20 protein-coding genes, 1 tRNA gene, 1 other RNA gene and 1 pseudogene are annotated in these 24901 nt (G+C 72.6%); 11 read left to right on the plus strand and 12 right to left on the minus strand.

All coding sequences use genetic code 11. The annotated features are described in order from the left end of the window. Positions 1 to 1677: 1677 nt before the first annotated feature. Both ACLQ20_RS08170 and ACLQ20_RS08175 read right to left on the minus strand, forming a co-directional pair. The gene (locus tag ACLQ20_RS08170; protein WP_425854767.1) at positions 1678 to 2739 is read right to left on the minus strand and encodes an aspartate-semialdehyde dehydrogenase; all 1062 of its coding nucleotides are present in this window, start codon (positions 2737 to 2739) and stop codon (positions 1678 to 1680) included. Positions 2740 to 2744: 5 nt separating this feature from the next. Continuing rightward, positions 2745 to 4010: an aspartate kinase gene (locus tag ACLQ20_RS08175; protein ID WP_121401692.1), complete on the minus strand. Its 1266-nt coding sequence runs from the start codon at positions 4008 to 4010 to the stop codon at positions 2745 to 2747. 224 nt (positions 4011 to 4234) lie between these two features. Between ACLQ20_RS08175 and ACLQ20_RS08180 the strand changes: the two genes are divergently transcribed. From ACLQ20_RS08180 to leuA, 3 genes are all read left to right on the plus strand, one after another. Then, the gene (locus ACLQ20_RS08180) at positions 4235 to 5071 is read left to right on the plus strand and encodes a hypothetical protein (protein WP_425854769.1); all 837 of its coding nucleotides are present in this window, start codon (positions 4235 to 4237) and stop codon (positions 5069 to 5071) included. An 85-nt stretch (positions 5072 to 5156) separates the two neighbouring features. Further along, positions 5157 to 5708: a nitroreductase family protein gene (locus ACLQ20_RS08185; RefSeq protein WP_151453568.1), complete on the plus strand. Its 552-nt coding sequence runs from the start codon at positions 5157 to 5159 to the stop codon at positions 5706 to 5708. Between the two features lie 238 nt (positions 5709 to 5946). Then, entirely contained in the window at positions 5947 to 7698 is a 1752-nt protein-coding gene (gene leuA, locus ACLQ20_RS08190; RefSeq protein WP_425854770.1) for a 2-isopropylmalate synthase, read from the plus strand. Positions 7699 to 7739: 41 nt separating this feature from the next. Here the strand turns inward: leuA and ACLQ20_RS08195 are convergent, their stop codons facing one another. Further along, positions 7740 to 9176 carry an MFS transporter gene (locus ACLQ20_RS08195; RefSeq protein WP_425854772.1) on the minus strand — a complete coding sequence of 479 codons (1437 nt, stop codon included), beginning with the start codon at positions 9174 to 9176 and terminating at the stop codon, positions 7740 to 7742. A gap of 108 nt (positions 9177 to 9284) precedes the next feature. On the opposite strand from ACLQ20_RS08195, the gene ACLQ20_RS08200 reads away from it, so the two are divergent. Further along, positions 9285 to 9950, plus strand: a complete 666-nt coding sequence (locus tag ACLQ20_RS08200) for an HNH endonuclease family protein (RefSeq protein WP_151453565.1) — start codon at positions 9285 to 9287, stop codon at positions 9948 to 9950. Next, the gene (locus ACLQ20_RS08205) at positions 9932 to 10387 is read left to right on the plus strand and encodes a hypothetical protein (RefSeq protein ID WP_151453564.1); all 456 of its coding nucleotides are present in this window, start codon (positions 9932 to 9934) and stop codon (positions 10385 to 10387) included. The genes ACLQ20_RS08200 and ACLQ20_RS08205 overlap by 19 nt, the downstream gene beginning before the upstream one ends. 55 nt (positions 10388 to 10442) lie before the next feature. Here the strand turns inward: ACLQ20_RS08205 and ACLQ20_RS08210 are convergent, their stop codons facing one another. From ACLQ20_RS08210 to ACLQ20_RS08240, 7 genes are all read right to left on the minus strand, one after another. Further along, the gene (locus tag ACLQ20_RS08210) at positions 10443 to 11546 is read right to left on the minus strand and encodes an ABC transporter ATP-binding protein (protein ID WP_151453563.1); all 1104 of its coding nucleotides are present in this window, start codon (positions 11544 to 11546) and stop codon (positions 10443 to 10445) included. Beyond that, positions 11543 to 12676 (minus strand): ABC transporter ATP-binding protein, encoded by a 1134-nt coding sequence (locus tag ACLQ20_RS08215; protein ID WP_151453562.1) that lies wholly within the window; start codon positions 12674 to 12676, stop codon positions 11543 to 11545. The genes ACLQ20_RS08210 and ACLQ20_RS08215 overlap by 4 nt, the downstream gene beginning before the upstream one ends. Positions 12677 to 12796: 120 nt before the next feature. After that, positions 12797 to 13753, minus strand: a complete 957-nt coding sequence (locus tag ACLQ20_RS08220; protein ID WP_327029905.1) for an ABC transporter permease — start codon at positions 13751 to 13753, stop codon at positions 12797 to 12799. Then, the gene (locus tag ACLQ20_RS08225) at positions 13750 to 14754 is read right to left on the minus strand and encodes an ABC transporter permease (RefSeq protein ID WP_132238455.1); all 1005 of its coding nucleotides are present in this window, start codon (positions 14752 to 14754) and stop codon (positions 13750 to 13752) included. The genes ACLQ20_RS08220 and ACLQ20_RS08225 overlap by 4 nt, the downstream gene beginning before the upstream one ends. 90 nt (positions 14755 to 14844) lie before the next feature. Next, a complete protein-coding gene (locus tag ACLQ20_RS08230; protein ID WP_151453560.1) occupies positions 14845 to 16509 on the minus strand; it encodes an ABC transporter substrate-binding protein in 1665 nt (554 codons plus the stop codon). A 320-nt stretch (positions 16510 to 16829) separates the two neighbouring features. Then, a complete protein-coding gene (recR, locus tag ACLQ20_RS08235) occupies positions 16830 to 17423 on the minus strand; it encodes a recombination mediator RecR (protein ID WP_089003014.1) in 594 nt (197 codons plus the stop codon). A 7-nt stretch (positions 17424 to 17430) separates the two neighbouring features. Continuing rightward, positions 17431 to 17739: a YbaB/EbfC family nucleoid-associated protein gene (locus ACLQ20_RS08240; protein ID WP_225852050.1), complete on the minus strand. Its 309-nt coding sequence runs from the start codon at positions 17737 to 17739 to the stop codon at positions 17431 to 17433. Between the two features lie 159 nt (positions 17740 to 17898). Here ACLQ20_RS08240 and ACLQ20_RS08245 point away from each other — a divergent pair, with 159 nt between their 5' ends. Next, positions 17899 to 18972, plus strand: coding sequence for a DUF2332 domain-containing protein (locus ACLQ20_RS08245; RefSeq protein WP_425854777.1), 1074 nt, complete (start codon positions 17899 to 17901; stop codon positions 18970 to 18972). Positions 18973 to 19267: 295 nt separating this feature from the next. On the opposite strand, the gene ACLQ20_RS08250 is transcribed toward ACLQ20_RS08245, so the two are convergent. Continuing rightward, positions 19268 to 22120: a DNA polymerase III subunit gamma and tau gene (locus tag ACLQ20_RS08250; protein ID WP_425854780.1), complete on the minus strand. Its 2853-nt coding sequence runs from the start codon at positions 22118 to 22120 to the stop codon at positions 19268 to 19270. A gap of 107 nt (positions 22121 to 22227) precedes the next feature. After that, an RNA gene (ffs, locus tag ACLQ20_RS08255) (signal recognition particle sRNA small type) lies at positions 22228 to 22317 on the minus strand. Positions 22318 to 22399: 82 nt separating this feature from the next. Here ffs and ACLQ20_RS08260 point away from each other — a divergent pair. The 5 genes and pseudogenes from ACLQ20_RS08260 (at position 22400) to ACLQ20_RS08280 (ending at position 24782) form a co-directional block, all read left to right on the plus strand. Beyond that, positions 22400 to 22484, plus strand: a tRNA-Ser gene (locus ACLQ20_RS08260). A gap of 277 nt (positions 22485 to 22761) precedes the next feature. After that, positions 22762 to 23241, plus strand: coding sequence for a hypothetical protein (locus ACLQ20_RS08265; protein ID WP_425854783.1), 480 nt, complete (start codon positions 22762 to 22764; stop codon positions 23239 to 23241). Between the two features lie 408 nt (positions 23242 to 23649). Further along, positions 23650 to 24450, plus strand: coding sequence for a sulfite exporter TauE/SafE family protein (locus ACLQ20_RS08270; RefSeq protein WP_425854785.1), 801 nt, complete (start codon positions 23650 to 23652; stop codon positions 24448 to 24450). 60 nt (positions 24451 to 24510) lie between these two features. Next, positions 24511 to 24600, plus strand: a pseudogene (locus ACLQ20_RS08275) (XRE family transcriptional regulator); the annotation flags it as partial. Then, the gene (locus ACLQ20_RS08280; protein WP_151457426.1) at positions 24591 to 24782 is read left to right on the plus strand and encodes a DUF397 domain-containing protein; all 192 of its coding nucleotides are present in this window, start codon (positions 24591 to 24593) and stop codon (positions 24780 to 24782) included. The pseudogene ACLQ20_RS08275 and the gene ACLQ20_RS08280, both read left to right, overlap by 10 nt. The last annotated feature ends 119 nt before the right edge of the window (positions 24783 to 24901 follow it).

The raw sequence follows: 24901 nt of genomic DNA on the forward strand, positions 1-24901 counted from the left end.
CGGGGTGGCGGCTGGGACCGGCGGCCGGGGGGGGGTGGGGGGTGGGTGGTGGGGCAAACGGGCGGGCACCGCCTTGGGTGGGGGGGGCGGCGGGGCCGCCGCCGAGTTGACCGGGGCGGGCGTCCGCCCCGGCGGGTGGGGCGGAGGCAGCGCCTCCGCCCCGGTGGTGCTGGTCCGGGCCTCCCGGGGGAGTCGGTTGTTGCGCACAGCGCGGGCCCGCGACGCGGGCCCGCGTACCGCCCCTGGTTGCAGCCAGTGGCCGGCGGTACCCGACCATCATCGGGCACGGAACCGGCCCAACTGAAGCGCGTGAACCAAGCTGAAACGCCGGGACGGCCGCCGCCGGACACCGTTGTCGTCAATGCGCGGAACCGGCGCAGAAAACCGTACGTCCGTCCTGCGCGAACCCGCGACGCGAACGGAATTGTCGATACGCACCGAAAAACAGAAACCCCCCGCTGCAACGGGGGGTTTCCATTTGCGCTTCTTCCGAAATCCGGCCCGGACCAGCAGGCAGCAACTCGGAGGTTTTCCCGATGGAGAAAACCGGTAGCGCTGATCGGCCGACACTGGCAGCCGAGTCGGCTACAGGTTTCCCGATCGGGCGGGATACCTCAACCCACGGAGCCGGACCTGCAACGGGATGAAACACATCGAAGCACGAACATGAGGCAATGCCCCACCCCTTCGGCCCTTCGTCCCATTTAAGCCTTTTGAAGGTTGATCCACCAGCTCCGTCCGGAGAAAGTTTCATCCCAGCGTGATCACACGGCGACCGAGAGTCCGATCGACACTCGGTCACGTTGACACCGATGGCCCGAACAGCCCGAACCGGATCCCCCGAACGTGAGGTTTCACGAGGAGACGGTCCAGGATTATTCGACAGTCAGTTGACAGCCCGCCAGGAGTGCCGACGGCCGGGAGCCAAAAGGACATTACCGGCAGGTAGCTCCACCTCGGGGGCAACGACCGATGCCGAACTGGCGACACCTGGAGCATCTGCAATCGATACCGGCGAATGCCGCTTTCTTAGCGCAAACGGTGAGCCGGCCGGCGCTCCCAAGGCGGGCGACGGGGCGGGGGGCGACCGGTGGGACCCATCGATGCCCAACGATCGATCCCGGCCGCCCGCGCTGGCCGGAGCCGGCGAAAAATCCTCCCGCTCCGGCGTGTCGCCGCTGCAACATCGGCTGCCGCACTGCGCGACATGGCGCGCCCGCGCGGCGATTCGGGCAGCAACGCGCGCGACTGTCGGCATCACGACGCGGGCGCCGAGCGGCGGGCAGACCGACCATGGAAATTCCACGATTGAAAATTGCACACTTCGAGATCGCAGTTGCCGGCGGACCATTTTCGGCGCCGCCCGGCGCTCTTTCCAGTCGGGCACGTCGGCTCCGGACGGGGCGTGGGCGCACCCCGCGGCAGAGCATCGTCGCACCGCGCCGGCAGAGCCCCGGAACGCCGGGCGGGCAGACCCTCGGCAGGCCGCGCGGCAGTGCCCCGGAACGCCGGGCGGGCAGACCTTCGGCACGCAGCGCGGGCAGAGGCATCGTCGCACCGCGCGGCAGCGCCTCGGCGCCGAGGTTCGTCGCCTCGTGTTCCGCGCGACGGAGCGCCACGAGAGCAAACCCTCGCGGCAGCGCCTCGGCACGCCGCCGTGAGACGTGCCGGGGTGGCTCAGCGGGGGGTGAGTTCCTTGGCGAGGAGTTCGGCTATCTGGGCCGTGTTCAGGGCGGCGCCCTTGCGGAGGTTGTCGCCGGTGACGAAGAAGTCCAGGGCGCGGGGGTCGTCGACGGCGCGGCGGATCCGGCCCACCCAGGAGGGGTCGGTGCCGACCGCGTCGATCGGCATCGGGAACTCGCCCGCAGCCGGGTCGTCGACCAGGATCACCCCGGGCGCGTTCCGCAGCACCTCGCGGGCGCCCTCGGCGGCCACCTCGGTGGCGAAGACCGCGTGCACCGCGACGGAGTGGCCGGTCACCACCGGCACCCGTACGCAGGTGGCGGAGACCTTCAGGTCGGGCAGCCCGAGGATCTTGCGCGACTCGTTGCGCAGCTTCATCTCCTCGGACGACCATCCCGCGTCGGCCAGGGAACCCGCCCAGGGCACCACGTTGAGCGCCAGCGGCGCGGGGAACGGGCCCACGTCGTCGCCGACCGCCTGGCGTACGTCGCCGGGGCGGGAGCCGAGCACCCGGTCCCCCGCGATCTTGGTGAGCTGGGCGTGCAGGGTGTCCACGCCGCTCTGGCCGGCGCCGGAGGCCGCCTGGTAGGAGGCGAGCACCAGTTCGCGCAGCCCGTACTCGCGGTGCAGCGGGGCGATCGCGATGATCATCGCCAGCGTGGTGCAGTTGGCGTTGGCGATGATCCCCCTCGGCCGGTTGCGTACCTGCTCGGGATTGATCTCCGGCACCACCAGCGGGACGTCGCGGTCCATCCGGAAGGCGCCGGAGTTGTCCACCGCGACGGCGCCGCGGTCGACCGCGATCGGCGCCCACCGCGCGGAGACCTCGTCCGGGACGTCGAACATCGCCACGTCGACGCCGTCGAACGCCTCCGGGGTCAGCGCCTGGACGGTCAACTCCTCGCCCCGGCACCGCAGCCGCCGCCCGACCGAGCGCTCGGAGGCGAGCAGCCGGATCTCGCCCCAGACGTTCTTGCGGCCGCTGAGCAGCTCGCACATCACCGTGCCGACGGCACCGGTCGCCCCGACCACGGCCAGGGTGGGCAGCGGCGACACGGTGGCTACCGTCCCGTCCCCGCGTAGACGACGGCCTCGGTGTCGCCGCCGAGGTCGAAGGCCTCGTGGATGGCGCGTACGGCGGCGTCCAGGTCGGTGTCGCGGCAGACCACGGAGACCCGGATCTCCGAGGTGGAGATCATCTCGATGTTCACCCCGGCCGCGCCGAGGGCGGCGAAGAAGCCGGCCGCGACGCCGGGGTGCGAGCGCATGCCGGCCCCGATCAGCGAGACCTTGCCGACGTGGTCGTCGTAGAGCAGGCCCTTGAACTTGACCGACTCCTGGATCTTGCTCAGGGCGGCCATGGCCGTCGGGCCGTCGGCCTTGGGCAGCGTGAAGGAGATGTCCGTGCGGCCCGTGCCCTCGGTGGAGACGTTCTGCACGATCATGTCGAGGTTGATCTCGGCGCCGGCCACGGTGTCGAAGATCCGCGCGGCGGCGCCCGGCTCGTCGGGCACCCCCACGATCGTGATCTTGGCTTCGCTGCGGTCGTGCGCTACCCCGGTGATCAGTGCCTGCTCCACGGGAAGGTCCTCCATCGATCCGGTGACCATCGTGCCGGTGTTGGTCGAGTATGACGAACGGACGTGGATCGGCAACCCCGCCCGGCGGGCGTACTCCACGCTGCGCAGGTGCAGGATCTTGGCGCCGCAGGCGGCCAGCTCCAGCATCTCCTCGTAGGTGATCTGGGTGATGTGCCGCGCGTTCGGCACGATCCGCGGGTCGGCGGTGAAGACGCCGTCCACGTCGGTGTAGATCTCGCAGACGTCCGCGTGCAGCGCGGCGGCGAGCGCCACGGCGGTGGTGTCGGAACCGCCCCGGCCCAGCGTCGTGACGTCCTTGGTGTCCTGCGAGACGCCCTGGAAGCCGGCGACGATGACCACCGCGCCCTCGTCGAGCGCGCCCTTGAGCCGCCCCGGCGTGACGTCGATGATCCGCGCCCGGCCGTGCACCGACGTGGTGATCACGCCCGCCTGCGAGCCGGTGAACGAGCGGGCCTCGTACCCCAGGTTGTGGATGGCCATGGCGAGCAGCGCCATGGAGATCCGCTCCCCGGCGGTGAGCAGCATGTCCAGCTCGCGGCCCGGCGGCAACGGGCTGACCTGGTTGGCCAAGTCGAGCAGCTCGTCGGTCGTGTCCCCCATGGCGGAGACCACCACGACGACGTCGTCACCGGCCTTGCGGGCGGCCACGATGCGCTCGGCCACCCGCTTGATCCGCTCCGCGTTGGCGACGGAGGACCCGCCGTACTTCTGCACCACGAGTGCCACGACGGTGCACTCCCTCCCAGCGACGACCCTGAGCGTGCCGACGCCGCCGGATCAGGGCCGGCGGCGCGTGTCAGACGCACCCAGGGTATCGGTCGGGCAACTCGGCCGGGTCAGGTGATCCCACGATCCGGCCCGGCGGCCCGGGGCGGGGTGGTGCGCGACACGCCGGGGCGCCGCGCGTGGCAGGGGCCCCACGCGTCGTTTCCGGGCCGCAGAATGGCCCCGTGCACGCCCATCTCCGCCCGGCCGGCCCTCCCGCGAAGCCCGCGCGCCCGCCGGTGCGCCCGGCTCGACGCCTGGCCGGTCCGCTCGCGCTCGCCCTGCCCGCGCTCCTCGTCGCCTGCACCGCCGACGAACCGGCCACCCGGCCCACGCCCACCTCGACACCGGTGCCGGCGGGGGTGGACGCGGCGCGCGACGAGCTGGCGGCGCTGGCGGCCGCCGCGCAGGATCGGCACCTCGTCGCCAGCTACACGCTGCGCGCCCCGGAGTCCCCGGACCGGACGATCCTGGTGACCAGCGCGAACGACGGGAGCTGGCGGGTCGACGTGCCGGGCGGCGCGCTCGGCGGGACCGCCGACGTCTCGTTCGCCGCCACCGCCGACGGGCTGTTCCAGTGCGCCCTGCCGTCCGCCGCCCGGCCCGAGCCGGCGACCTGCGTACGCCTCGGCGACCGGGACGAGGCCGTGCCCCGCCGGCTCGACCCCCGGGTGCAGCACCCGTTCACCGACTGGCTGGACGTGCTGACCGACCGCCGGGCCCCGCTCGCCGTCTCCCCCGCCGAGCCGCCGCCCGGCGCGTCCGGCACCTGCTACTCGGTCGAGACCACCTCGGCGTCGATCAACGCGCCGCTGGACGTGGGGATCTACTGCTACGACGCCGACGGCACGCCCACGGCGGTGCGCACCGCGTCCGGCACGCTGGTCCTCGCCGGGACGCCCGCGCCCGCCCCGGCCACCGTGCAGCTGGCCGGGCCGGTGGTCGACGCCGAGCCGCTCGGCACGGCGGCTCCTGATCCGACCGCAGAGGCGACCACGAGCCCGAGCACGGGAACGCCGTGACCGTCCGTGACGTTACGGGTGCCGTTCGCCACATTCGGACATCCCACCTTTAACCGCTGAATCGCCCTTACGGGACACTTGGCCCATGGCCGACCTCACCCCGCTGCTCGCGTTCCGCTGGAGCCCTCGGTCCTTCGACCCGGTGGCGGAGCTGTCCCGCGAGGACGCGTCCGCGCTGCTGGAGGCGGCCCGCTGGGCGCCCTCGGCCGGCAACGCCCAGCCGTGGCGGTTCGCGCTCGGGCACCGCGACGACGAGACGTTCAAGCGGATCCTGGTCAACCTGCCGGAGGCTGATCAGCGGTGGGCGCAGCGCGCCGCCGCCCTGCTGCTCGGCGCGCACCGGACCGGATCGGCCGGGCACGCGTACGACCTGGGCCAGGCCGTCGCCCACCTCACCGTGCAGGCCACCGCGCTCGGCCTGCACGTACGCCAACTGCACGACCTTGACCACGCCGGTCTGGCCGCCGACCTCGACCTGCCGGCGGGCGTACGACCGCACGTGGTGGCGGCCGTCGGGCAGCTCGGCGACCCGCTCAGCCTCCCGGCGGACCTGCTGCGCTCCGAGACCGGCCTGCGCCGCCGGCTCCCCCTGGCCGAACTCCTGCTGACCAGCCAGGCTGCGAAGTGCGTCTCATAGTCCGGACCCGCCTTCCCGCACCCCGGCCCGCCACGTAGGGTTACCTGGTCATGTGGCGGGCGTACCTTCTCCTTGGTCGCCGCGACGAGGCCTGAAGGCCGGCACCTCGTCGCGGAGTCGAACCGCGCCGTCCAGCACATCCGAAACTTCCCATCGGCAACCGCCCGGGCACCGTCGCCCGGCACCTGGCCGACACCTTCCGATTGCTGACGCCACATGTTCCAGGGAGCACTCCGTCATGGCTCAACCCATCGCCGACGCTGAGACCGACCCGATCGCCCGGCAGCGCCCCAGCCGGATGCCGTACCACCGCTACCAGCCGTACCACCAGCAGTTCCGGCTCGACCTGCCCGACCGCACCTGGCCGACCCGGCACGTCGAGGCCGCGCCGCGCTGGTGCGCGGTGGACCTGCGCGACGGCAACCAGGCGCTGATCGACCCGATGTCGCCGGAGCGCAAGCGCCGGATGTTCCAGCTGCTCGTGCAGATGGGCTACAAGGAGATCGAGGTCGGCTTCCCCTCGGCCAGCCAGACGGACTACGACTTCGTACGCCAGCTCATCGAGCAGGACCTGATCCCGGAGGACGTCACGATCCAGGTGCTCACCCAGTGCCGGGAGCACCTGATCGACCGCACCTTCGAGTCGCTGCGCGGCGCGCGGCGGGCGATCGTGCACTTCTACAACTCGACCTCCACGCTCCAGCGGCGGGTGGTCTTCGGGCTGGACCGCGACGGCATCGCCGACATCGCCACCCAGGGCGCGCGGCTCTGCCGCAAGTACGCGGAGATCCACACCCCGGACACGGACATCCACTACGAGTACTCGCCCGAGTCCTACACGGGCACGGAGCTGGAGTACGCGCTGGAGGTCTGCACCAAGGTCATCGAGGTCATCGACCCGACCCCGGACCGCAAGCTGATCGTCAACCTGCCGGCCACCGTCGAGATGGCCATGCCGAACGTCTACGCCGACTCGATCGAGTGGATGCACCGGCACCTGCCCCGCCGCGACAGTCTGGTGCTGAGCCTGCACCCGCACAACGACCGGGGCACGGGCGTCGCCGCCGCCGAGCTGGGGCTGCTGGCCGGCGCGGACCGGGTCGAGGGCTGCCTGTTCGGCAACGGCGAGCGCACCGGCAACGTCGACCTGGTGACGCTGGGGCTGAACCTCTTCTCCCAGGGCGTCGACCCGATGATCGACTTCTCGAACATCGACGAGGTGCGGCGCGCCGTCGAGTACTGCAACCAGCTGCCGGTGCACGAGCGCCACCCGTACGCGGGCGACCTCGTCTACACCGCCTTCTCCGGCTCCCACCAGGACGCGATCAAGAAGGGCTTCGACGCGCTCGCCAAGGACGCGGCGGCGGCCGGGGTGCCGATCGACCAGCACACCTGGGCGGTGCCCTACCTGCCGGTCGACCCGAAGGACCTGGGCCGCACCTACGAGGCGGTCATCCGGGTCAACTCGCAGTCCGGCAAGGGCGGCGTCGCGTACATCATGAAGAGCGAGCACCAGCTCGACCTGCCGCGCCGGCTCCAGATCGAGTTCTCCGGCGTGGTGCAGCAGGTCACCGACCACGACGGCGGCGAGGTCGACCCGGGCACGATGTGGGAGATCTTCGCCACCCACTACCTGATCGACCACCAGGTCGACCCGGCGCTCGCCCTGGACGGCTACGCCATCGGCACCGCCGAGGGCAAGGTCGAGATCGAGGCCCGCGTCGGCCTGGGCGGGGAGCCCCGCTCGCTGACCGCCGTCGGCAACGGCCCGATCGACGCGTACGTCAACGCGCTCCAGTCGGTGGGCGTGGCGGTACGGGTGCTCGACTACCACGAGCACGCGCTCTCCTCCGGCGGGGACGCGCAGGCCGCCGCCTATGTGGAGTGCGAGGTCGACGGCCGTACGGTCTGGGGCGTCGGCACCGACGCGAACATCGTCACCGCCTCCGTGAAGGCCGTGACGAGCGCCGTCAACCGCGCCCGCGCCTGACGCGGCGAGGAAGGGCATCCGGTTGCGGCAGGGTGCCCTTCCTACCGCTTCGGTGGGCGGTGGATGAGCAGGGCCGCCATCGCCGCCCCGGCCAGCAGCAGGCCGGCGCACCAGAGCATCGCGCCCCGGTACGCGCTGGTCAACGCGGCCGGCTGCGCGTAGCCGGAGCCGGAGAGCCCGACCAGCAGCGGGAGCGCGGCCACCGCCAGCAGGCCGCCCGCCCGGGACGCCGCGTTGTTGAAGCCGCTCGCCACGCCCGCGAACCGGTCGTCGACCGCGGCCAGCACGGAGGCGGTCAGCGGCGCCACCACCAGCGTCAGCCCGATCCCGAAGAGCACCACCCCGGGCAGCACGTCCCGCCAGTACGACGCGCCGGGGCCGACGCCGCGCAGCAGCACCAGCCCCGCGGCGGCGACCACCGGCCCGACGGTCAGCGGCAGCCGCGGCCCGATCCGCGCCGACAGCGCGCCCGCCCGCGCCGAGCCGACCAGCAGCAGCACCGTCATCGGCAGCAGCGCGACCCCGGTGAGCAGCGCCGACCAGCCGACCACGTTCTGCAGGTAGACGGCGAGGAAGAACGTGAAGCCGCCGAGCGCCGCGTAGACGAGCACGGTGAAGACGTTCAGCACCGAGAAGAGCCGGCTGCCGAACAGGCCGGTGGGCAGCATCGCGCCGTCCCCCCGGCGCCGCTCGACCAGCACGAAGGCAACCGCGCCGACCACGCCCGCCAGCACGGCGACGAGCACCGGCACCGAGTCGAGGCCCCGGACGGGGGCGTCGATCAGCGCGTACGTGACGCCGGCCAGGGCAAGCGCGCCGAGCAGCGCGCCGGCCACGTCGAACCGGCGGCGGTGACGTCCCGGCCCCCCGGTGCGGGACGCGGCCTCGTCCCGGCTCTCCGGCACCCAGCGCAGCGCCGCCAGCACCACGAGCACGGCCAGCGGCAGGTTGAGGAAGAAGATCCACCGCCAGGAGAGCGCGTCGACCAGCCAGCCGCCGAGGAAGGGGCCGAGCGCCGTGGAGACGCCGGAGAGCCCCGACCAGGCGCCGATGGCGCGACCCCGGTCGTCCGGGTGGAAGCTGGCCTGGAGCACCGACAGCGAGCCGGGGGTGAGCAGCGCGCCCCCGGCGCCCTGGAGGAACCGGGCCGCAATCAGCCACTCGGTGCCCTGGGCCAGGCCGCAGAGCAGCGACGCTAGCGTGAACCAGACCACCCCGAGCAGCAAGACCCGCCGCCGCCCGAAGCGGTCGCCGAGCGCGCCGCCGAGCAGGACGAAGGCGGCCAGCATCAGCAGGTACCCGTTGACCGTCCACTGGAGACCGGCGACGGTGGCGTCCAGGTCCGCACCGAGGCGGGGCAGCGCCACGTTGACCACGGTGGTGTCGAGGAAGACCATGCCGGAGGCGAGGACGGCGGCGAGCAGGGTGCCCCGCCCGTGCGCGGTGCCCAGCCGGAGCGCGGGCGTGGTTTCGGTCATGGCGTCCAATCTGCCCCGCACGATATGAGAGACGCCACGAATCGCCGAAACCCGGCCCGGGTACTGTGCGGGATCGCCGGGAGCCCGCAAGCTGGAGAGGTGTCGTCTGTGCGTACCAGATCAGGACCGCGCGCCGCAGTGACGGCCGCGCTCGCCGCAGCGCTGGCGCTCGGCGCGGCCGGTTGTGTCGCCGTCGACGAGCCGGACGTCGCGCCGAGCAGCGGTGGCAGCGGCGGCAACGCCGCGCAGAAGCTGACCCAACTCACCGTGGCCACCGCCGGGTCGATGAAGGGCTACAGCCGCAGCCGCTTCCCGCACTGGCGGGACACCGGCAAGAACTGCGATGTACGCGACAGCGTGCTGAAACGCGACGGGGAGGACATCAAGCTCTCCGGCTGCAACGTGGTCGGCGGCCGCTGGGAGAGCGTCTACGACGACCGCGCGTTCACCGACCCGTCCGACGTGGACATCGACCACACCGTGCCGCTGGCGAACGCGTGGCGCTCGGGCGCCGACGAGTGGGACGACGCGAAGCGTGGCGAGTTCGCCAACGACCTGGACCGGCCGCAGCTCATCGCGGTTTCCGCGTCCTCCAACCGGGCAAAGGGTGACCAGGACCCGTCCCAGTGGAAGCCGGCGAACCGGTCGTTCTGGTGCCAGTACGCCGACAACTGGGTGACGGTCAAGCACCACTGGCGGCTGACGGTGACCAGTGCCGAGAAGGCCGCCCTGACCGACATGCTGGAGGGCTGCACATGGGCGAGCAAGCCGTGACCGGAGCCGGGGCGACCCCCGCCCCGGAGCAGACGCCGGACGCCACCGGGGAGGACGCGGCGGCGGCCACCGGCAGCGCGCCGCCCGGGCCGACCACGGCCGGCATGACGGCGGACGGCGCGGCCGGCACGACCACCGGCGTGCCGGGGGCTGGGATGGCCGCCGACGCCGAGGGCACGTCGACCGCGGCGCGGGAGCGTACGGCCGACGTGGTGCCCGGCCCGGGCGGGGTGATGACCGACGAGGTCGGGGTGGTCACCGGCGAGCTGACCCTGCGCACCGCGTACGCCGACGGCCAGGTGACGCTGACGGTGCAGTACCGGGACGCCGACGAGTGGTACAGGGTCACCGGCGGCACGGTCGCGCTGGCCGACCCGGCCGGGCTGGACGCGGTGCACGGGATCGCGGTCGCGCTCCTGCACCGCCCGGAGGGCTGACCCGCCGACCGCCCGGACGCGGCCCCCTCGACGAGGACCGCGTCCGCGACGCGGATCAGACGTACGAGCCGGGCTCGTTGGGGGCGGAGACGGTGTGCGGCTCCTCGCCCTCGCCGAGCGGGCGGGTGAGCTGCACGCTGACCTTGTGCGGGCGCAGCTCCCCGCTGGCGATCCGCTCGGCGAAGTGGCAGGCGACCCGGCTGCCGCCGACATCCCGCAGCGCGGGCCGCTCGTCCGCGCAGCGGGTCGGCTGCGCCCACGGGCAGCGGGTGTGGAACCGGCAGCCCGCCGGCGGGTTGGCCGGCGAGGGCAGGTCGCCGGCGAGCAGGATGCGCTCTCGGCGGTCCTCCACGTCCGGGTCCGGCACCGGCACCGCCGACATCAGCGCCCGCGTGTACGGGTGCATCGGCTCCGTGTAGAGCCGGTCGCTCGGCGCCTCCTCGACCAGCGCGCCCAGGTACATCACGCCGACGGTGTCGGAGATGTGCCGGACCACCGCGAGGTCGTGCGCGATCACCAGGTAGGTCAGGCCGAGGGTGTCCTGGAGGTCGTCGAGGAGGTTCACCACCTGGGCCTGGATCGACACGTCGAGCGCGGAGACCGGCTCGTCGGCGACGATCAGGTCGGGACCGAGCACCAGCGCGCGGGCGATGCCGATGCGCTGCCGCTGGCCGCCGGAGAACTCGTGCGGATAGCGGGAGAGCGCCCAGCGGGGCAGGCCGACCTTGTCCAGGGTCTCGCCGATGACCCGGCGCCGCTCGTCCCGGTTGCCGCCGATGCCGTGGGCCTGAAGGCCCTCGGTGAGGATCGACTCGACGTTCTGCCGGGGGTCCAGGCTCGACATCGGGTCCTGGAAGATCATCTGCATCCGGCGGCGCATCGACCGCAGCTTGCCCGCCGGCAGCTTCGTCAGCTCGACACCGTCGAACCGGACCTCGCCGCTGGTGGGCGGGGTGAGCTGGAGCAGCGCCCGCCCCAGCGTCGACTTGCCGCAGCCGGACTCGCCGACCAGGCCGTACGTCTTGCCGCGCGGGATGCTGAGGTCGACGCCGTCGACGGCCTTCACGTGGCCGATCGTCCGGTCGAAGATCACCCCCGTGCGGATCGGGAAGTGCACCTTCAGGTCGCGGACCTCGACGAGGAATTCGCTCTCGGTCACGGCTTCTCCTCCTCGCGCGGGGCGGGCACCTGGCCCGCGGTCGCCTCCGCCGCCGGGGCGGTGGCGGCCGGTGCCTCCGCCGGCGCGGTGCTGGTGGCGGCCGGCGCCGCCGCAGGCGCAGTGCTGCTGCTGGCGGCCGGCCGGGGCACGGTGCCGGGCACCGGCGCCGGGTTGACGCAACGGTAGCTGCGCCCGTCGTGGGCGTGCACCAGCGCGGGCGGCTCCCCCACGCACTCGTCAACCCGCCGGGTGCAGCGCGGCGCGAAGGCGCAGCCGTCCGTCCAGGGCAGCAGGTCGCGGACCGAGCCCGGGATCGGGTTCAGCCGCTCGCCGCGCCCGGCGTCCAGGCGCGGCACCGAGCCGAGCAGCCCCACGGTGTACGGGTGGCGGGGCTCGCGGAACAGCGGGCGACGGCGGGCCGTCTCCACCACCCGGCCGCCGTAGAGCACGTTGATGGAGTCGCACAGGCCGGCGACCACACCCAGGTCGTGCGTGATCATCACCAGGGCGGTACCGGAGTCCCGGACCAGCTCCTTGAGCAGTTCCAGGATCTGCGCCTGGATGGTCACGTCCAGCGCCGTGGTCGGCTCGTCGGCGATCAGCAGCCGGGGCTGGCAGGCCACCGCCATCGCGATCAGGGCGCGCTGGCGCATGCCGCCGGAGAGCTGGTGCGGGTACTCCTTCAGCCGCCGCTTCGGGTCGGGGATGCCGACCCGGTCGAGCAGCGCCGCCGCCTCCTTCTCCGCCGCCGCGCCCTTCATCCCCCGGTGCCGGGTGAGCACCTCGGTGACCTGCAACCCGATCGGGATCACCGGGTTCAGCGACGAGAGCGGGTCCTGGAAGATCATCGCGACGTCGCGGCCCCGGATGTCCCGGCGGGACCGGTCGTCGAGCTGGAGCAGGTCCGTGCCGTCGAAGACGGCCTTGCCGCCGACGCGCAGGCCCGGCTGCTTGGGCAGCAGACCCATGATCGCCAGCGAGGTGACGCTCTTGCCGCAGCCGGACTCGCCGACCAGGCCGACCACCTCGCCCGCGTCGACGGAGAAGGAGACCCCGTCGACGGCGTGCACGGCGCGCTGACCGCGCCGGGCGAAGGTGACGGAGAGATCTTCGACATCAAGCAGAGCCATGTCGGGCCCGCCTTTCGTTCGCGACTGCGGGGCTCGTCAGCGCACTCCTCGCGCTCACCGTGCTGGCCTTTTCGTTCGCGACTGCGGGGCTCGCAAGCTCACTCCTCGCGCTCACCGGCCCTACTTCCGCAGCTTCGGGTCGAGTGCCTCGCGCATCGCCTCGCCGAGCAGGGTGAAGCCCAGCGCGGTGACGATGATGGCGAGGGCGGGCAGGATCGCCAGCCGGGGCGCGGAGTCGAGGTACTGCTGCGCGTCGGCGAGCATCACACCCCACTCGGGGATGGAGGCGTCGTTGTTGCCGAGCCCGAGGAAGGAGAGCGCCGCGGCCTCGATGATCGCGGTGGCCAGGGTGAGGGTGGCCTGCACGATGACCGGGGCGAGCGAGTTCGGCACCACGTGGGTCAGCGCGATCTTCGGCTTCTTCACGCCCAGCGAGACGGCGGCCAGGACGTAGTCGCTGTTGGCCTGGGAGATCATCGAGCCGCGCAGCAGCCGGGCGAAGACCGGCACCGACACCACGCCGACCGCGATCATGACCGTGGTCAGACCGGCGCCGAGCAGGGCGGCGATGCTGATCGCCAGCAGCAGGCTCGGCATGGCCAGCAGCATGTCGACGAAACGCATCAGCACGTTGTCGACCGCCCGGCCCCACCGGCCGCCGAGGCCGGCGGCGGCGCCGGCGACCCCGCCGATCAGCGAGCCGACCGCGAGGCCGATCAGGGTGGAGACCACGCCGACCAGCAGGGTCTGCCGGGCACCGACGATCATGCGGCTGAACTCGTCGCGACCGATGTGGTCGACGCCGAACCAGTTCTCGCCCCGGAAGCCGGGGAAGTCGCCGAGGCGGATCTCGCTCTTCCAGAGCTGGGCGTCGGGCGCGTACGGGACGAAGAACGGCCCGAGGACGGCGACCAGCAGGAACAGGCTCAGGATCACCGCGCCGACGATCGCCGCCGGGTTGCGCCGCAGCCGGCGGAACGCCTCCTTCCAGAGGCTGACGCCGCGCTCGTCCTCCCGGGCCGCCAACTCGGCGAGCCGGTCGATCTTTTCCTTCTTGGTGCCGCCGGTGATCGTCATCGGACCCTCACCCTCGGGTCGATCAGGCTGTAGGAGAGGTCGACCAGGAGGTTCACCAGCACGTACACCACCGCGATGATCAGGATGAAGCCCATCAGCACGGGATAGTCACGCTGGCTGATCGCCTCGTAGATGAAGGCTCCGATGCCGCTGAAGGCGAAGACGGTCTCGGTCAGCACCGCGCCGGAGAGCAGGCCGCCGGTGAGCAGGCCGATCGAGGTGACCACCGGCAGCATGGAGTTGCGCAGCACGTGCCGGCGCCGGACCGTGCTCTCGGTCAGGCCCTTCGCCTCGGCGGTGCGTACGAAGTCCTCGTTGAGCACCTCCAGCACGCTGGCACGGGTGATCCGGACGATGATCGCCAGCGGGATGCTGGCCAGCGCGACGGCCGGCAGCACCAGGTGCCAGAGCGCGTCGGCGGCGGCGTCCCACTCCCGGGTCATGATCCCGTCGAGGACGAAGAAGTTGGTGACCCGCGTCGCCCCGAGCGTCGGGTCCTGCCGGCCGCTCGCCGGGAACCAGCCGAGGTTCTCCGCGAAGATCGCCTTGAGCACGTACGCGAGGAAGAAGACGGGGATGCAGATGCCGATCAGGGAGCCGCCGACCGAGAGGTGGTCCAGCATCCGGCCGCGGCGTCGGGCCGCCAGGTAGCCCAGCGGGATGCCGACGCCGACCGCGATCAGCATCGCCGTGACGGAGAGCTCCACCGTGCCGGGGAAGCGCTCGACGAACTCGGTGACCACCGTCCGCTTGGTGGAGGTCGACGTGCCCAGGTCGAGGCGGATCAGCCGCCGCACGAACCGGCCGTACTGCACCAGGATCGGCTCGTCGAGGCCCATGTTGCGCCGGATCGCGGCGCGCATCTCGGGCGTCCCGCGCTCACCGAGGATGGCGGTCTCGGGACCGCCGGGCAGTCGGCGGAGCCAGATGAACAGCAGGAGGGAGAGCCCGAACAGCGTGGGTATCAGCTGAAGCAGGCGTCTGACGATGAACCGGAACACGGCGGCCTCGAAAGGGGTACGGAGGGTCGTGGGGGGGGGGGGGGGGGCCCCCCCCCCCCCCCCCCCCCCCCCACGACTCGGAGCGTCAGATCAGGACTTGAACTCGGCGGTGGAGAACCGCTCGTCGGTGAGCGGGCTCGCCTTGACCCCGGTCACGTCCTTGCCGAACACGATCGCCGGCGGCGAGTGCGACACCGGGACACCGGGCAGGAAGTCCATGATGGCCTTGTTCAGGGCCTTGTACTTCTCGGTCCGGGCCGCCACGTCGGCGGTGCTGTCCGCGTCCTTGAACTGGTCGAACAGGGCCTTGTTGGTGAAGCCCCACTCGGCCTTCGTCCGGTCGAACATGGTGCCGATGAAGTTGTAGCCGTCGCCGTAGTCACCGGTCCAGCCGAGGAAGTGCAGGTCGTGCTTGTTGCCCGAGGTGGTGGCGTTCAGGTAGTCCGGGCTCCACTTGAGCGGGATGGCCTGGACGTTGATGCCGACCGCCTTGAGGTCCGCCGAGAGCAGCTCGAAGATGTCCTTCGGGTTCGGCATGTACGGCCGGGTGACCTCGGTCGGGTAGTGGAACCGCAGGGTCAGGTTCGTCGCGCCGGCCTCGGCCAGCAGCGCCTTCGCCTTCGCCGGGTCGTAGTTGTACTTGGTGACGTCGCCGTTCCAACCCTCGACGGTGTCCGGCATGAAGTTGTCGGCGACCTTGGCGCCCGGGGGCAGCTTCGAGTCGACGAGAGCCTGCCGGTTCAGCGCGTGCGCGATGGCCTGGCGGACCTTCACGTCGGCGAGCTTCGGGTTCCCCTTCTGGTTCATGGCCAGGTAGAGGATGTTGAACGCCGGGCGGGTCAGGACGTTGAAGCCCTCACCCTTCAGCGGCTCGACGTCGGCCGGGCCGACCAGGTCGTAGCCCTGGATGTCGCCGGAGCGCAGCGCCTGCTTGCGCGCGTTCTCGTCCGAGATCGTCTTGTAGATGAGGGTCTTCAGCTTCGCCTTGGTGCCGGCGTAGTCCTCGTTGCGCTCGATGGTGAGCGTCTTGTTGGCGACGTCCCAGGACTTGAACTTGAACGGGCCGGTGCCGGTCGGGTGCGCCGTGGCGTAGGCCGGGTACTTGATGTCCTCGGCGGTGCCGCCCACGTTGCTGGCGTCGTACTTCTCCAGCGCGGTCGGGCTGTGCATCGAGAACGAGGGCAGCATCAGCGCGGCCGGGATCTTGCTGGAGACCCGGGTGAAGGCCAGGTCGACGGTCGTGGCGTCCTTGGCGGTGCACGACTTGAAGAGGCTCGGCGGCAGGTCCGCGCTCTCGTTCTTGGCGAAGCCGCCCATGACGTCCTGCCAGTACGGGGTCACGTCCGGGCTCTGCATGAGGCCCTTGGCGTTGTACCAGCGGTCGAAGTTCTTGCAGACCGCCTCGGCGTTGAATTCGGTGCCGTCGTGGAACTTCACGCCGGAGCGCAGCTTGAAGGTCCACGTGGTGCCGGCGGCGTCCGGGGTCCAGGTCTCGGCCAGACCGGGGGTGACCTTGGTGCCACCCTCCTCCGGACGGACCAGCGTCTCGAAGACCTGACGCGCCACGCGCAGCGACTCACCGTCGCTGGCGAAGCTCGGGTCGAGCACCTTCGGATCTCCGGCTACGCCGAAGACGAGGGTGTCCTTCTTGCTACCGCCGGAACTGTCATCGCGGTTGCTCTCGGCGCAGCCTGCTACCGCGAGGGCCGCGACCGCGACGGCCGCGAGGGCGACCTTCGGCCTGGATGCACGCATGGGTGCTTCACCTCGTCCTTGGGGTTACGGACAATCGTGGTGACAGGGGTCACCGATCGCCGTGACCTTAGCCGCCGTTCGGACCGGCGGGAAACCGTCGCGGAACCGGTTGGTACCGGATCGTGTCTTAACCGATGCGCACCGCCTCAGCGGCCGTTCCGGACCGCCGACAAAGGGGCGCTATGTCCGGGTTGGCCGATGCCGATTTGTTACATCGATCGTCGCCTGCTTCGCTCCGATGTCAGACCCCACAGTGGATCCGACAGTGCCCGTACGGCGATGGTCGGCACCCGAATCGGGTGCCGACCATTGCGGAAACGTCAGACGGCGCGCCGGCCCTCGAAGGCGCGGCCGAGCGTGATCTCGTCGGCGTACTCCAGGTCGCCGCCGACCGGCAGGCCGCTCGCCAACCGGGTCACCGAGATGCCCATCGGCTTGACCATCAACGCCAGGTACGTCGCGGTCGCCTCGCCCTCGGTGTTCGGGTCCGTGGCCAGGATCAGCTCCCGCACGGTGCCGTCGCTGAGCCGGGCCATCAACTCGCGGATGCGCAGATTGTCCGGCCCGATCCCCTCCAGCGGATTGATCGCCCCGCCGAGCACGTGGTAGCGGCCCCGGAACTCGCCGGTCCGCTCGATCGCGACCACGTCCTTCGGCTCCTCGACCACGCAGAGCACCTCGTCCGTGCGGCGCGGGTCGCGGCAGATCCGGCACCGGTCGGACTCGGCCACGTTGTAGCAACTGGTGCAGAACCGCACCAGCTCCTTGACCTTGCGCAACGCCCCGGCCAGCCGGTTGACGTCGGCCGGGTCGGCGGACAGGACGTGGAAGGCGATCCGCTGGGCGCTCTTCGGGCCCACGCCCGGCAGCCGCCCCAACTCGTCGATCAGGTCCTGGATGGCGCCCTCGTACATCTGCCGCTCAGAAACCGGGCAGGCCGAGGCCGCCCATGCCGCCGGTGACCGGGCCCATCTTCTGCTCGGTCAGCTCCCGCGCCGCCTCGGCGGCGTTGTGCATGGCCGCGACGACGAGGTCCTCCAGGGTCTCCACGTCCTCCGGGTCCACCGCCTTCGGGTCGATCCTGATCGACTTCAGCTCGCCGCTGCCGGCGACGGTCGCGGTGACCAGGCCCCCGCCGGCGGTGCCGGTCAGCTCCGCCTCGGCGAGCTCGGCCTGCGCCTTGGCGATCTGCTGCTGCATCTTCTGCGCCTGCTTCAGCATCTGCTGCATGTTCGGCTGTCCACCTGGGCGCACGGATGGCTCCTTCTCGCACTCGTCTGCTCGGCCGCCGCTCAGCCTATCGGCTGTGAGCAGCCTCGCCCCGCCCGGTGCTTCCCTCGCGCCGGGTCCGGGCGCAGGATCACGGGACCGACCGGACGGAGGTGGCGGATGTCCCGGGAACAGGCCGCGGCGGCCATGGAACGACAGGCCCGGGCCTGCGCCGACATGGATGCCGCCCTCTACGCCCACCTGCTGGCGCGCGCCGCCGGTGACGTGCGGGCCGGCGGCCCGTGCGCCACCGTCATCAAGGGGTACGAGGACAGCGACGCCGACGCCCTCGTGTCGATACGCCTGCTCGGCGGGGTGCACGCCCTGGTGCTCTCCGGCCGGGCGCCCGAGCTGGCCCGGTTCTACCCCAGCACGGGTGGGGCGTACCGGGCGGCGGACGCCCCCGCCTGCTGGGCCGCGTTCCGGGCGGTCGTCGGGGCCGAGCACGACACGCTGCGCGGCTGGCTGCGCCGACCGCCCCAGACCAACGAGGTCGGTCGGGCCAACCTGCTGCTGGCCGGCCTGCTGCACGCCGTCCACGAGGTGGGCGGGCTGCCGGTACGCCTCGTCGAGCTGGGCGCGAGCGCCGGGCTGAACCTGCGCGCCGACCGGTTCCGCATCGAGGCCGCCGGCTTCGCCTGGGGACCGGCCGACTCCCCGGTACGCCTGCCGGAAGCCTGGCGGGGCGGGGCGCCCGACTGGCTGCGGGCGGCGGCCGAGGCGTACCCCGAGCTGACCGTGGTGGAGCGGCTCGGCTGCGACGTCAGCCCGCTCGACCCGGGCGACCCCGACGGCGCGCTCGCGCTGCGGGCGTACCTCTGGCCGGAGCACACCGCCCGCGCGGCCCGGCTGGCCGGCGCGCTGGAGCTGGCCGGGCGACTGCCGGCCCGGGTCGTCGCGGCGGGGGCGGCGGACTTCCTCGCCGGGACCACCCCGCGCCCCGGCACGCTGACCGTGGTGTGGCACTCGGTGATGCGCCAGTACGTCCCGGGCGAGGAGTGGGCGCGGGTCACCGCCGAGCTGGACCGGCTGGCCGCCGCCGGCGGCACCGACGCGCCGGTCGCCCACCTGTCCTTCGAGCCGCACCCGCGGGAGGCCCGCAACGACTTCCAGCTCCGCGCCCGGCTCGGCACCGGCCCGGAACGCCTGCTGGCCGAGGCACACCCCCACGGCCTCCCCGCCTGGCCCGCCTGACCCCGCACCCTGACCGGCCCGACCCGCCTAAAATCGGCATGAGCCGGTCGACGTGCTCCTGGGCGCCGCCGACCATCCGGCGGCCCTGATCGCCTGCCCTGACCGGGGTACCTGCGCCCTTGCCCTGCGCCGCCGCTCCCTCGCCACCGCGCCCACCGCGTCCGGTGCGTCGTCGCCAGAGATCTTGGTACCGGAGTGCCCCTGGAGGGGCCGATTCCTACCAAGATCTGCCGCGGTTCGCCTCGCCGTGTCCGGCGAGGCGTGCCCTCCGCGTCGGTGTCGGCGTCGGGGAGGGCTATCGGGCGTCGACCTCGTCGATCTTCTCTGCGCCGAACGCCTCGCGGAGCAGTCGTACCGCCTGTTCCTCGCTGGACTCCCGCGCGGTCTGCTCGTCGATGACCTCATCCAGTGGCTCGTCACCCGGGTCGAAGCCCTCGAAGTTCGGGGCCGCCGGCCGGGCACCGCCGGGGCGTCCCCCGCCGCCGCGCACCGGGCCGTCGAAGTCCGGGTCGTACGGCGGCTCGCCGGCCCAGTCGGCGTCCGCGGTCTTCCGGACCGGCTGGCCGGTACGCGGACCACGTCCCGCCGCAGCCGCCCGCGCCGCCGCGATCGCGCTGCTCACCGGGGGGCTGGCAGGCGCGGCCTGCTGCGGCGCACCCGAGGGACCGGCGGGCTTCGGTACGGCGGGCGCGGCGGTCGCCGACGCCGTGGCGGCGGTCGCCGGCCGGGTGGTCGCCCCTGCGCCGGGCAGGCCGGTCGCCGCCGGGGCAGCGGCTGCCGTACCGCTGGTCGACGTGACGGCCGACGCGCCACCCGGTCGAGCCGGTTCCGGCCAGTCGTCGCCGCCCCCCGCCGCGCCACCTGGGCGGGCGGGCTCGGGCCAGTCGTCGCCGCCTCCGGCCGCGCTACCCGGGCGGGCCGGTTCGGGCCAGTCCTCGGCGCTGCCGGCAGCGGCGGGAGCACCTCCGCTGCCCGACGCACCAGCGCCGGAGGTGGGTCGGGTCGCCCCGCCCTGACCGCCCGCAGCACCACCCGCGCCGTTCGCGCCACCAGGCCCGCCGGTCGCACCGCTGAGGCCACTCGCGCCGGCCGGGCCACTCGGACCGGCCAGCCCACTCGGACCGCCCGGGCCGCTCGGACCGCTCGAGCCGGTCAGGCCATTCGGGCCGCCTGGGTCGGCCAGGCCACTCGCACTGCCTGGGCCGGTCGGGCCACCGGAAATGCCGCCGCCGCCCGCGCCACCACCGGACGCACCGCCACCAGACGGGCCGGCGCCGGACGGGCCGGCGCCGGTCCGGTCCTGGTGGGCGGGGGCTGCCGACGGCGGGGATGCCGGGCGGGCCGCAGCGGCGGGACGGGACGAGCCACCGAGTGACGTGCCACCCCGCTCGCCGGCCACCTCGCAGCGGATCTGCCAGCGGCCACCGAACTCCTCGTAGAGCACCTCGGCCAGCACCGACGTGTGGTTGCCCATCATCTGCGCGAGCACCGGCGACTTGACGGTCAGCACCAGGGTGTCGCCATCCACGTCACGGACCACCGCGTCGCGCATCAGCGCGGCGGCCGGCTTCTTGATCCGGTTGACCTTCGCGACGATGTCCGGCCAGACCCGGCGCACCGCGACGGCGTCCAGGGGGCCCGCCGCAGCCGCGCCGGGGCGGGGCGGGGCGGGGGTGGCCGGGTCGGGCAGCACCGCCGAGGGGGGCACCTGACGGTGGGCGGGAGCATCAGCGGGCGGCCCACTGGCGGGCGCGCCCACCGGCTCCGTGGCGCCCGGGGCTGCCTGCGCCGGACGGGAGCCGGTGGCGGCCAGGGCCGCCGCGCGGGCAGCCGCAGCGCCGGACTGGGCGCCGGCAGCCGCCGGCGGGCCGGCGGGCGACGGGTCGGGCGCGGCGGCAGCCGCGGTCGGGGCGGGAGCTTCGGGGCGTACGGGAGGAGGGGCGGCGGCCGGCGCGGGGCCGGCGGCGGCCGGCGGCGCGTCGGTGCCGGCGAGGGTGAGCCGGCGCTCCATGCGTTCGAGGCGCTGGAGCAGGCCGCCGGTGCTGTCGTCGGCGCCGGGCAGCAGCATCCGGGCGCAGATCAGCTCCAGCAGCAGCCGGGGCGCGGTGGTGCCGCGCATCTCCACCAGGCCGTTGTGCACGATGTCGGCGCAGCGGGACAGCGTGGCCGGGCCGAGCCGCTGGGCCTGGGCGGCCATCCGCTCGATCTGGTCGGCCGGGCCGTCGATGAGGCCCTTGGCGGCGGCGTCCGGCACCTGCTGGAGCACGATCAGGTCGCGCAGCCGCTCCAGCAGGTCGGAGGCGAACCGGCGCGCGTCGTGCCCGGCCTCGGCGACCCGGTCGACGGTCGCGTACGCCGTCGCGCCGTCCCCGGCCGCCAGCGCGTCGCACATCTCGTCGATGAGGGCGGCGTCGGTCACGCCGAGCAGGGCGGCGGCCCGGGAGTAGGTGACTCCCTCCGGCCCGGCCCCGGCGATGAGCTGGTCGAGCACGGAGAGGCTGTCCCGGGCGCTGCCGCCGCCGGCGCGCACCACCAGCGGGAAGACCGCCGGCTCGACGGCGACGTTCTCGGCCTCGCAGAGCTGCTCCAGGTAGGGCCGGAGCACCTTCGGCGGGATCAGCCGGAACGGGTAGTGGTGGGTCCGCGACTTGATCGTGCCGAGGACCTTCTCCGGCTCGGTGGTCGCGAAGATGAACTTGACGTACTCCGGCGGCTCCTCGACCAGCTTGAGCAGGGCGTTGAAGCCGGCCGACGAGACCATGTGGGCCTCGTCGATGACGTAGATCTTGAAGCGGCTCTTGGCCGGCGCGAAGATCGCCTTCTCGCGCAGCTCGCGGGCGTCGTCGACGCCGCCGTGGCTGGCCGCGTCGATCTCCAGTACGTCGATCGAGCCGCCGTCGGTGGCCAGCTCGCGGCAGGAGTCGCACTGCCCGCACGGCTCCGGCGTCGGGCCCTGCTCACAGTTCAGCGAGCGGGCCAGGATCCGGGCGCTTGAGGTCTTGCCGCAGCCGCGTGGGCCGGAGAAGAGGTAGGCGTGGTTGAGCCGCCCGCTGCGCAGCGCCTGCGACAGCGGCTCGGTGACGTGCTCCTGCCCGATGACCTCGGCGAAGGTACGCGGCCGGTACTTGCGGTAGAGCGCCAGTGCCACTCGTCCCGCCTCCTCTCGACCGAGCCATTCTGCGCCGGTCGGGCGCGGGTGACCACCCACCACCCCGTGACCTGACCCGCAGGGACGTTACCGGGACCCGGAGACAAAAAGGCCTCCCGTGCACCCGGCAGAGCCCGCTTATCCTTGCTGCCTTCCGGCCCTGGGGAGGTTCACGAGATACCGCCGCACGGGAGGTACCGCCAACCCTACCCGACGCCGCGTCGATCTTCAGGGGGTGGTGGGGTGGCCCACCCGCCGGGGACCTGTATCCTCGTCTGCGGAGGATTCGCCTAGAGGCCTAGGGCGCACGCTTGGAAAGCGTGTTGGGTTAACACCCTCACGAGTTCGAATCTCGTATCCTCCGCTCGCTGAGCAGCACGAACGACAGGGCCGGCCCTCACGGGACCGGCCCTGATTCGTTTACGCGCTCCCGTCTCGCTTGCCCTACACCGGCTCCGCTGGCTGCCCGCCGCACGGGCCGCCGCGTCCCGTGGCGTGGCGCAGAGCCCCGGGCCGCTGCCCGGTGTCGGGGCTGGGTTGGGGTTCTGCCAAGCACTTCGGTGGACTCAGGTATTGATGGCCGTTTGGCGGATTATCCCGGGGGTAGTGGGCTTTCACAGCCGGTGACAGGAGGGTGGACGATGGAACGCGAGGCCGTCAGGGCGCGGTACCGGCAACGCTCCATGGTTCTGATGATCCTGCTGACGCTGGGCCTCACGATCGCAGTGCCGATAATTTTGGTGAATTTCGACCACATGACGTGGTGGCAACGGCTGCTCTTCATGGCGGTGGGGATTCCCCTGAGCTGGTGGTATCTGGCGCGCCTGGTCTATCGGATGGAGCTCACCGACACCCATCTGCGGCTGCGGGCACTGCTGGCGTCCTCCTCGATCGCACTCGATGAGCTGGCGGAGATCGGAGCGCCGGCCGGCAGGAACGTAGTCCAGGTGGTCCGGCGCGACGGGCGGTCGTGGAAGATCCTGTCGGGCGAGGGCCTTGTCGACTTCGTCAAGGAGGTCGGCCGGGCGGCGCCGAACGCGGAGGTTCGGCTGACCGGGCCTCAACTGATGACGGACCGCGGCTTCCAGTTCTTCGGCGGCCGGGGTACCGAGCGGCGGTGACCCGACTTTCATGCCCCGGCCGGCTACTGCTCGCCTTCGTGAGCACCAATCTTCACCAAGCCGCCTAATAATTCAACGGCAGCTCTGGGCGCCCTGCGGGGTGCGGCGTGCTGCACGTTTCTCGGACAGGTCTTCTCCGGATTCGACCGACCGCTGGAAATCATCGCCGGGTGCGGGGGCAGCCGGAATGGCGCTGTACTGGGCGGCTTCCCTGGGACGGCGACGAAGGACAGGCAGCCGGCCGGTCGCCGCCATGGTCGGGTGACCACGGACGTGAGGTGATCCGCGCCGCAAGGCGGTCACCTAGCCCGGACCGGACCCTACGCTGACAGCCGCACAGGACCAGCGAGACAACCGGGCGGCGGCGACCTGCGGGCGACGATCGGCCCGGGGAGAGCGCAGACACGAGTGAACGCGACGCTGAACGTCGTCGAGGGGCTGGCCGTCCTCGCAGCCGGGATCGCGGCGGGAGCCATCAACGCGGTGGTGGGCTCGGGCACGCTGGTGACCTTCCCGGTCCTGCTCTCCCTCGGCTACCCGCCCGTGGTGGCGAACGTGTCCAACACCGTCGGGCTGGTGCCAGGCTCCTTCTCCGCGGCGTACGCCTATCGCCGGGAGCTGGCCGGGCACGGCCGGCTGCTGACGCGCCTGGGGGTGGCAGCCGTGCTCGGCGGGATCACCGGCGGCGTACTGCTGCTGGTCCTGCCTCCCGGCGCGTTCCGGGCCATCGTGCCGGCGCTGATCGTCCTGGCGTTGGTGCTCGTGGTGGTGCAGCCGCGGCTGGCGCGGGCGTTGGCCCGGCGACGGCCGGCTCCGGAGGGCGCGGGCATGGCGTCGTCCGGCGGCCCGGAGGTACGGCGGGCGGGGCCGCTGCTGCTGGCCGGCGTCTTCGGCACCGGCGTGTACGGCGGCTACTTCGGCGCCGCCCAGGGCGTGTTGCTGCTGGGGCTGCTCGGCGTGCTGCTCTCGGCCGACCTGCGCTGGGTCAACGGGGTGAAGAACGTGCTCGCCGGCCTGGTGAACGGGGTCGCGGCGGTCCTCTTCGTCGCCGTGGGATCGGTGGCGTGGCAGCCGGCGCTGCTGATCGCGGTCGGTTCCGTGCTGGGGGGCCTGGCCGGCGGCCGATGGGGACGCCGGCTCCCGCCGATGGCATTGCGCGCCATGATCGTGGTCGTCGGGCTCGCCGCCCTGGTAAACCTGCTGCTCTGACCCCCGCGCCGACCCCAGCCCGTCCTGTCGCCCCGCCCCGCCCCGGACATCGCCGCCATGATGGCTGCGTGGGAGAACGTGCGCGACGAGGCGCTGTCCCACTGGCAGTCGGTCGATCTCATCACGGAAGTGGCGGAGACATGGAGCTGAACGGCGCGCGGTGGCGCAAGAGCAGCCGCAGCAGCGGCAACGGCGGTGACTGCGTCGAGGTCGCCGACAACCTGCCCGGCGTCGTCGCGGTGCGCGACTCGAAGGACCCGGCCGGCCCGGCGCTCGCCTTCGCGCCGGCGGCGTGGCGCGCGTTTGTCGCCACCATCGCCGAGCGCCCCTGAACCGAGCCCGCCCACGGCAGAGGTACCCCCGACACAAGGCGCGGGTGGAACACCACGGGTGCCTCCCGACGCGGGATGCACCCGTGTCGTTCCACCCGCCCTTGGCGGCGGCAGGGATC

The organism is Micromonospora sp. DT46 (assembly GCF_049841735.1).
GTDB classification, from domain to species: domain Bacteria; phylum Actinomycetota; class Actinomycetes; order Mycobacteriales; family Micromonosporaceae; genus Micromonospora; species Micromonospora reichwaldensis.

Excerpts from the sequence above, each read along its gene's own strand:
- ACLQ20_RS08265 (WP_425854783.1), top strand. The coding sequence starts at position 22,762 with ATGGAACGCGAGGCCGTCAGGGCGCGGTACCGGCAACGCTCCATGGTT.
- leuA (WP_425854770.1), top strand. The coding sequence starts at position 5,947 with ATGGCTCAACCCATCGCCGACGCTGAGACCGACCCGATCGCCCGGCAG.
- recR (WP_089003014.1), bottom strand. The coding sequence starts at position 17,423 with ATGTACGAGGGCGCCATCCAGGACCTGATCGACGAGTTGGGGCGGCTG.
- ACLQ20_RS08280 (WP_151457426.1), top strand. The coding sequence starts at position 24,591 with ATGGAGCTGAACGGCGCGCGGTGGCGCAAGAGCAGCCGCAGCAGCGGC.
- ACLQ20_RS08215 (WP_151453562.1), bottom strand. The coding sequence starts at position 12,676 with ATGGCTCTGCTTGATGTCGAAGATCTCTCCGTCACCTTCGCCCGGCGC.
- ACLQ20_RS08195 (WP_425854772.1), bottom strand. The coding sequence starts at position 9,176 with ATGACCGAAACCACGCCCGCGCTCCGGCTGGGCACCGCGCACGGGCGG.
- ACLQ20_RS08230 (WP_151453560.1), bottom strand. The coding sequence starts at position 16,509 with ATGCGTGCATCCAGGCCGAAGGTCGCCCTCGCGGCCGTCGCGGTCGCG.
- ACLQ20_RS08240 (WP_225852050.1), bottom strand. The coding sequence starts at position 17,739 with ATGCAGCAGATGCTGAAGCAGGCGCAGAAGATGCAGCAGCAGATCGCC.
- ACLQ20_RS08205 (WP_151453564.1), top strand. The coding sequence starts at position 9,932 with ATGGGCGAGCAAGCCGTGACCGGAGCCGGGGCGACCCCCGCCCCGGAG.
- ACLQ20_RS08220 (WP_327029905.1), bottom strand. The coding sequence starts at position 13,753 with ATGACGATCACCGGCGGCACCAAGAAGGAAAAGATCGACCGGCTCGCC.
- ACLQ20_RS08245 (WP_425854777.1), top strand. The coding sequence starts at position 17,899 with ATGTCCCGGGAACAGGCCGCGGCGGCCATGGAACGACAGGCCCGGGCC.
- ACLQ20_RS08185 (WP_151453568.1), top strand. The coding sequence starts at position 5,157 with ATGGCCGACCTCACCCCGCTGCTCGCGTTCCGCTGGAGCCCTCGGTCC.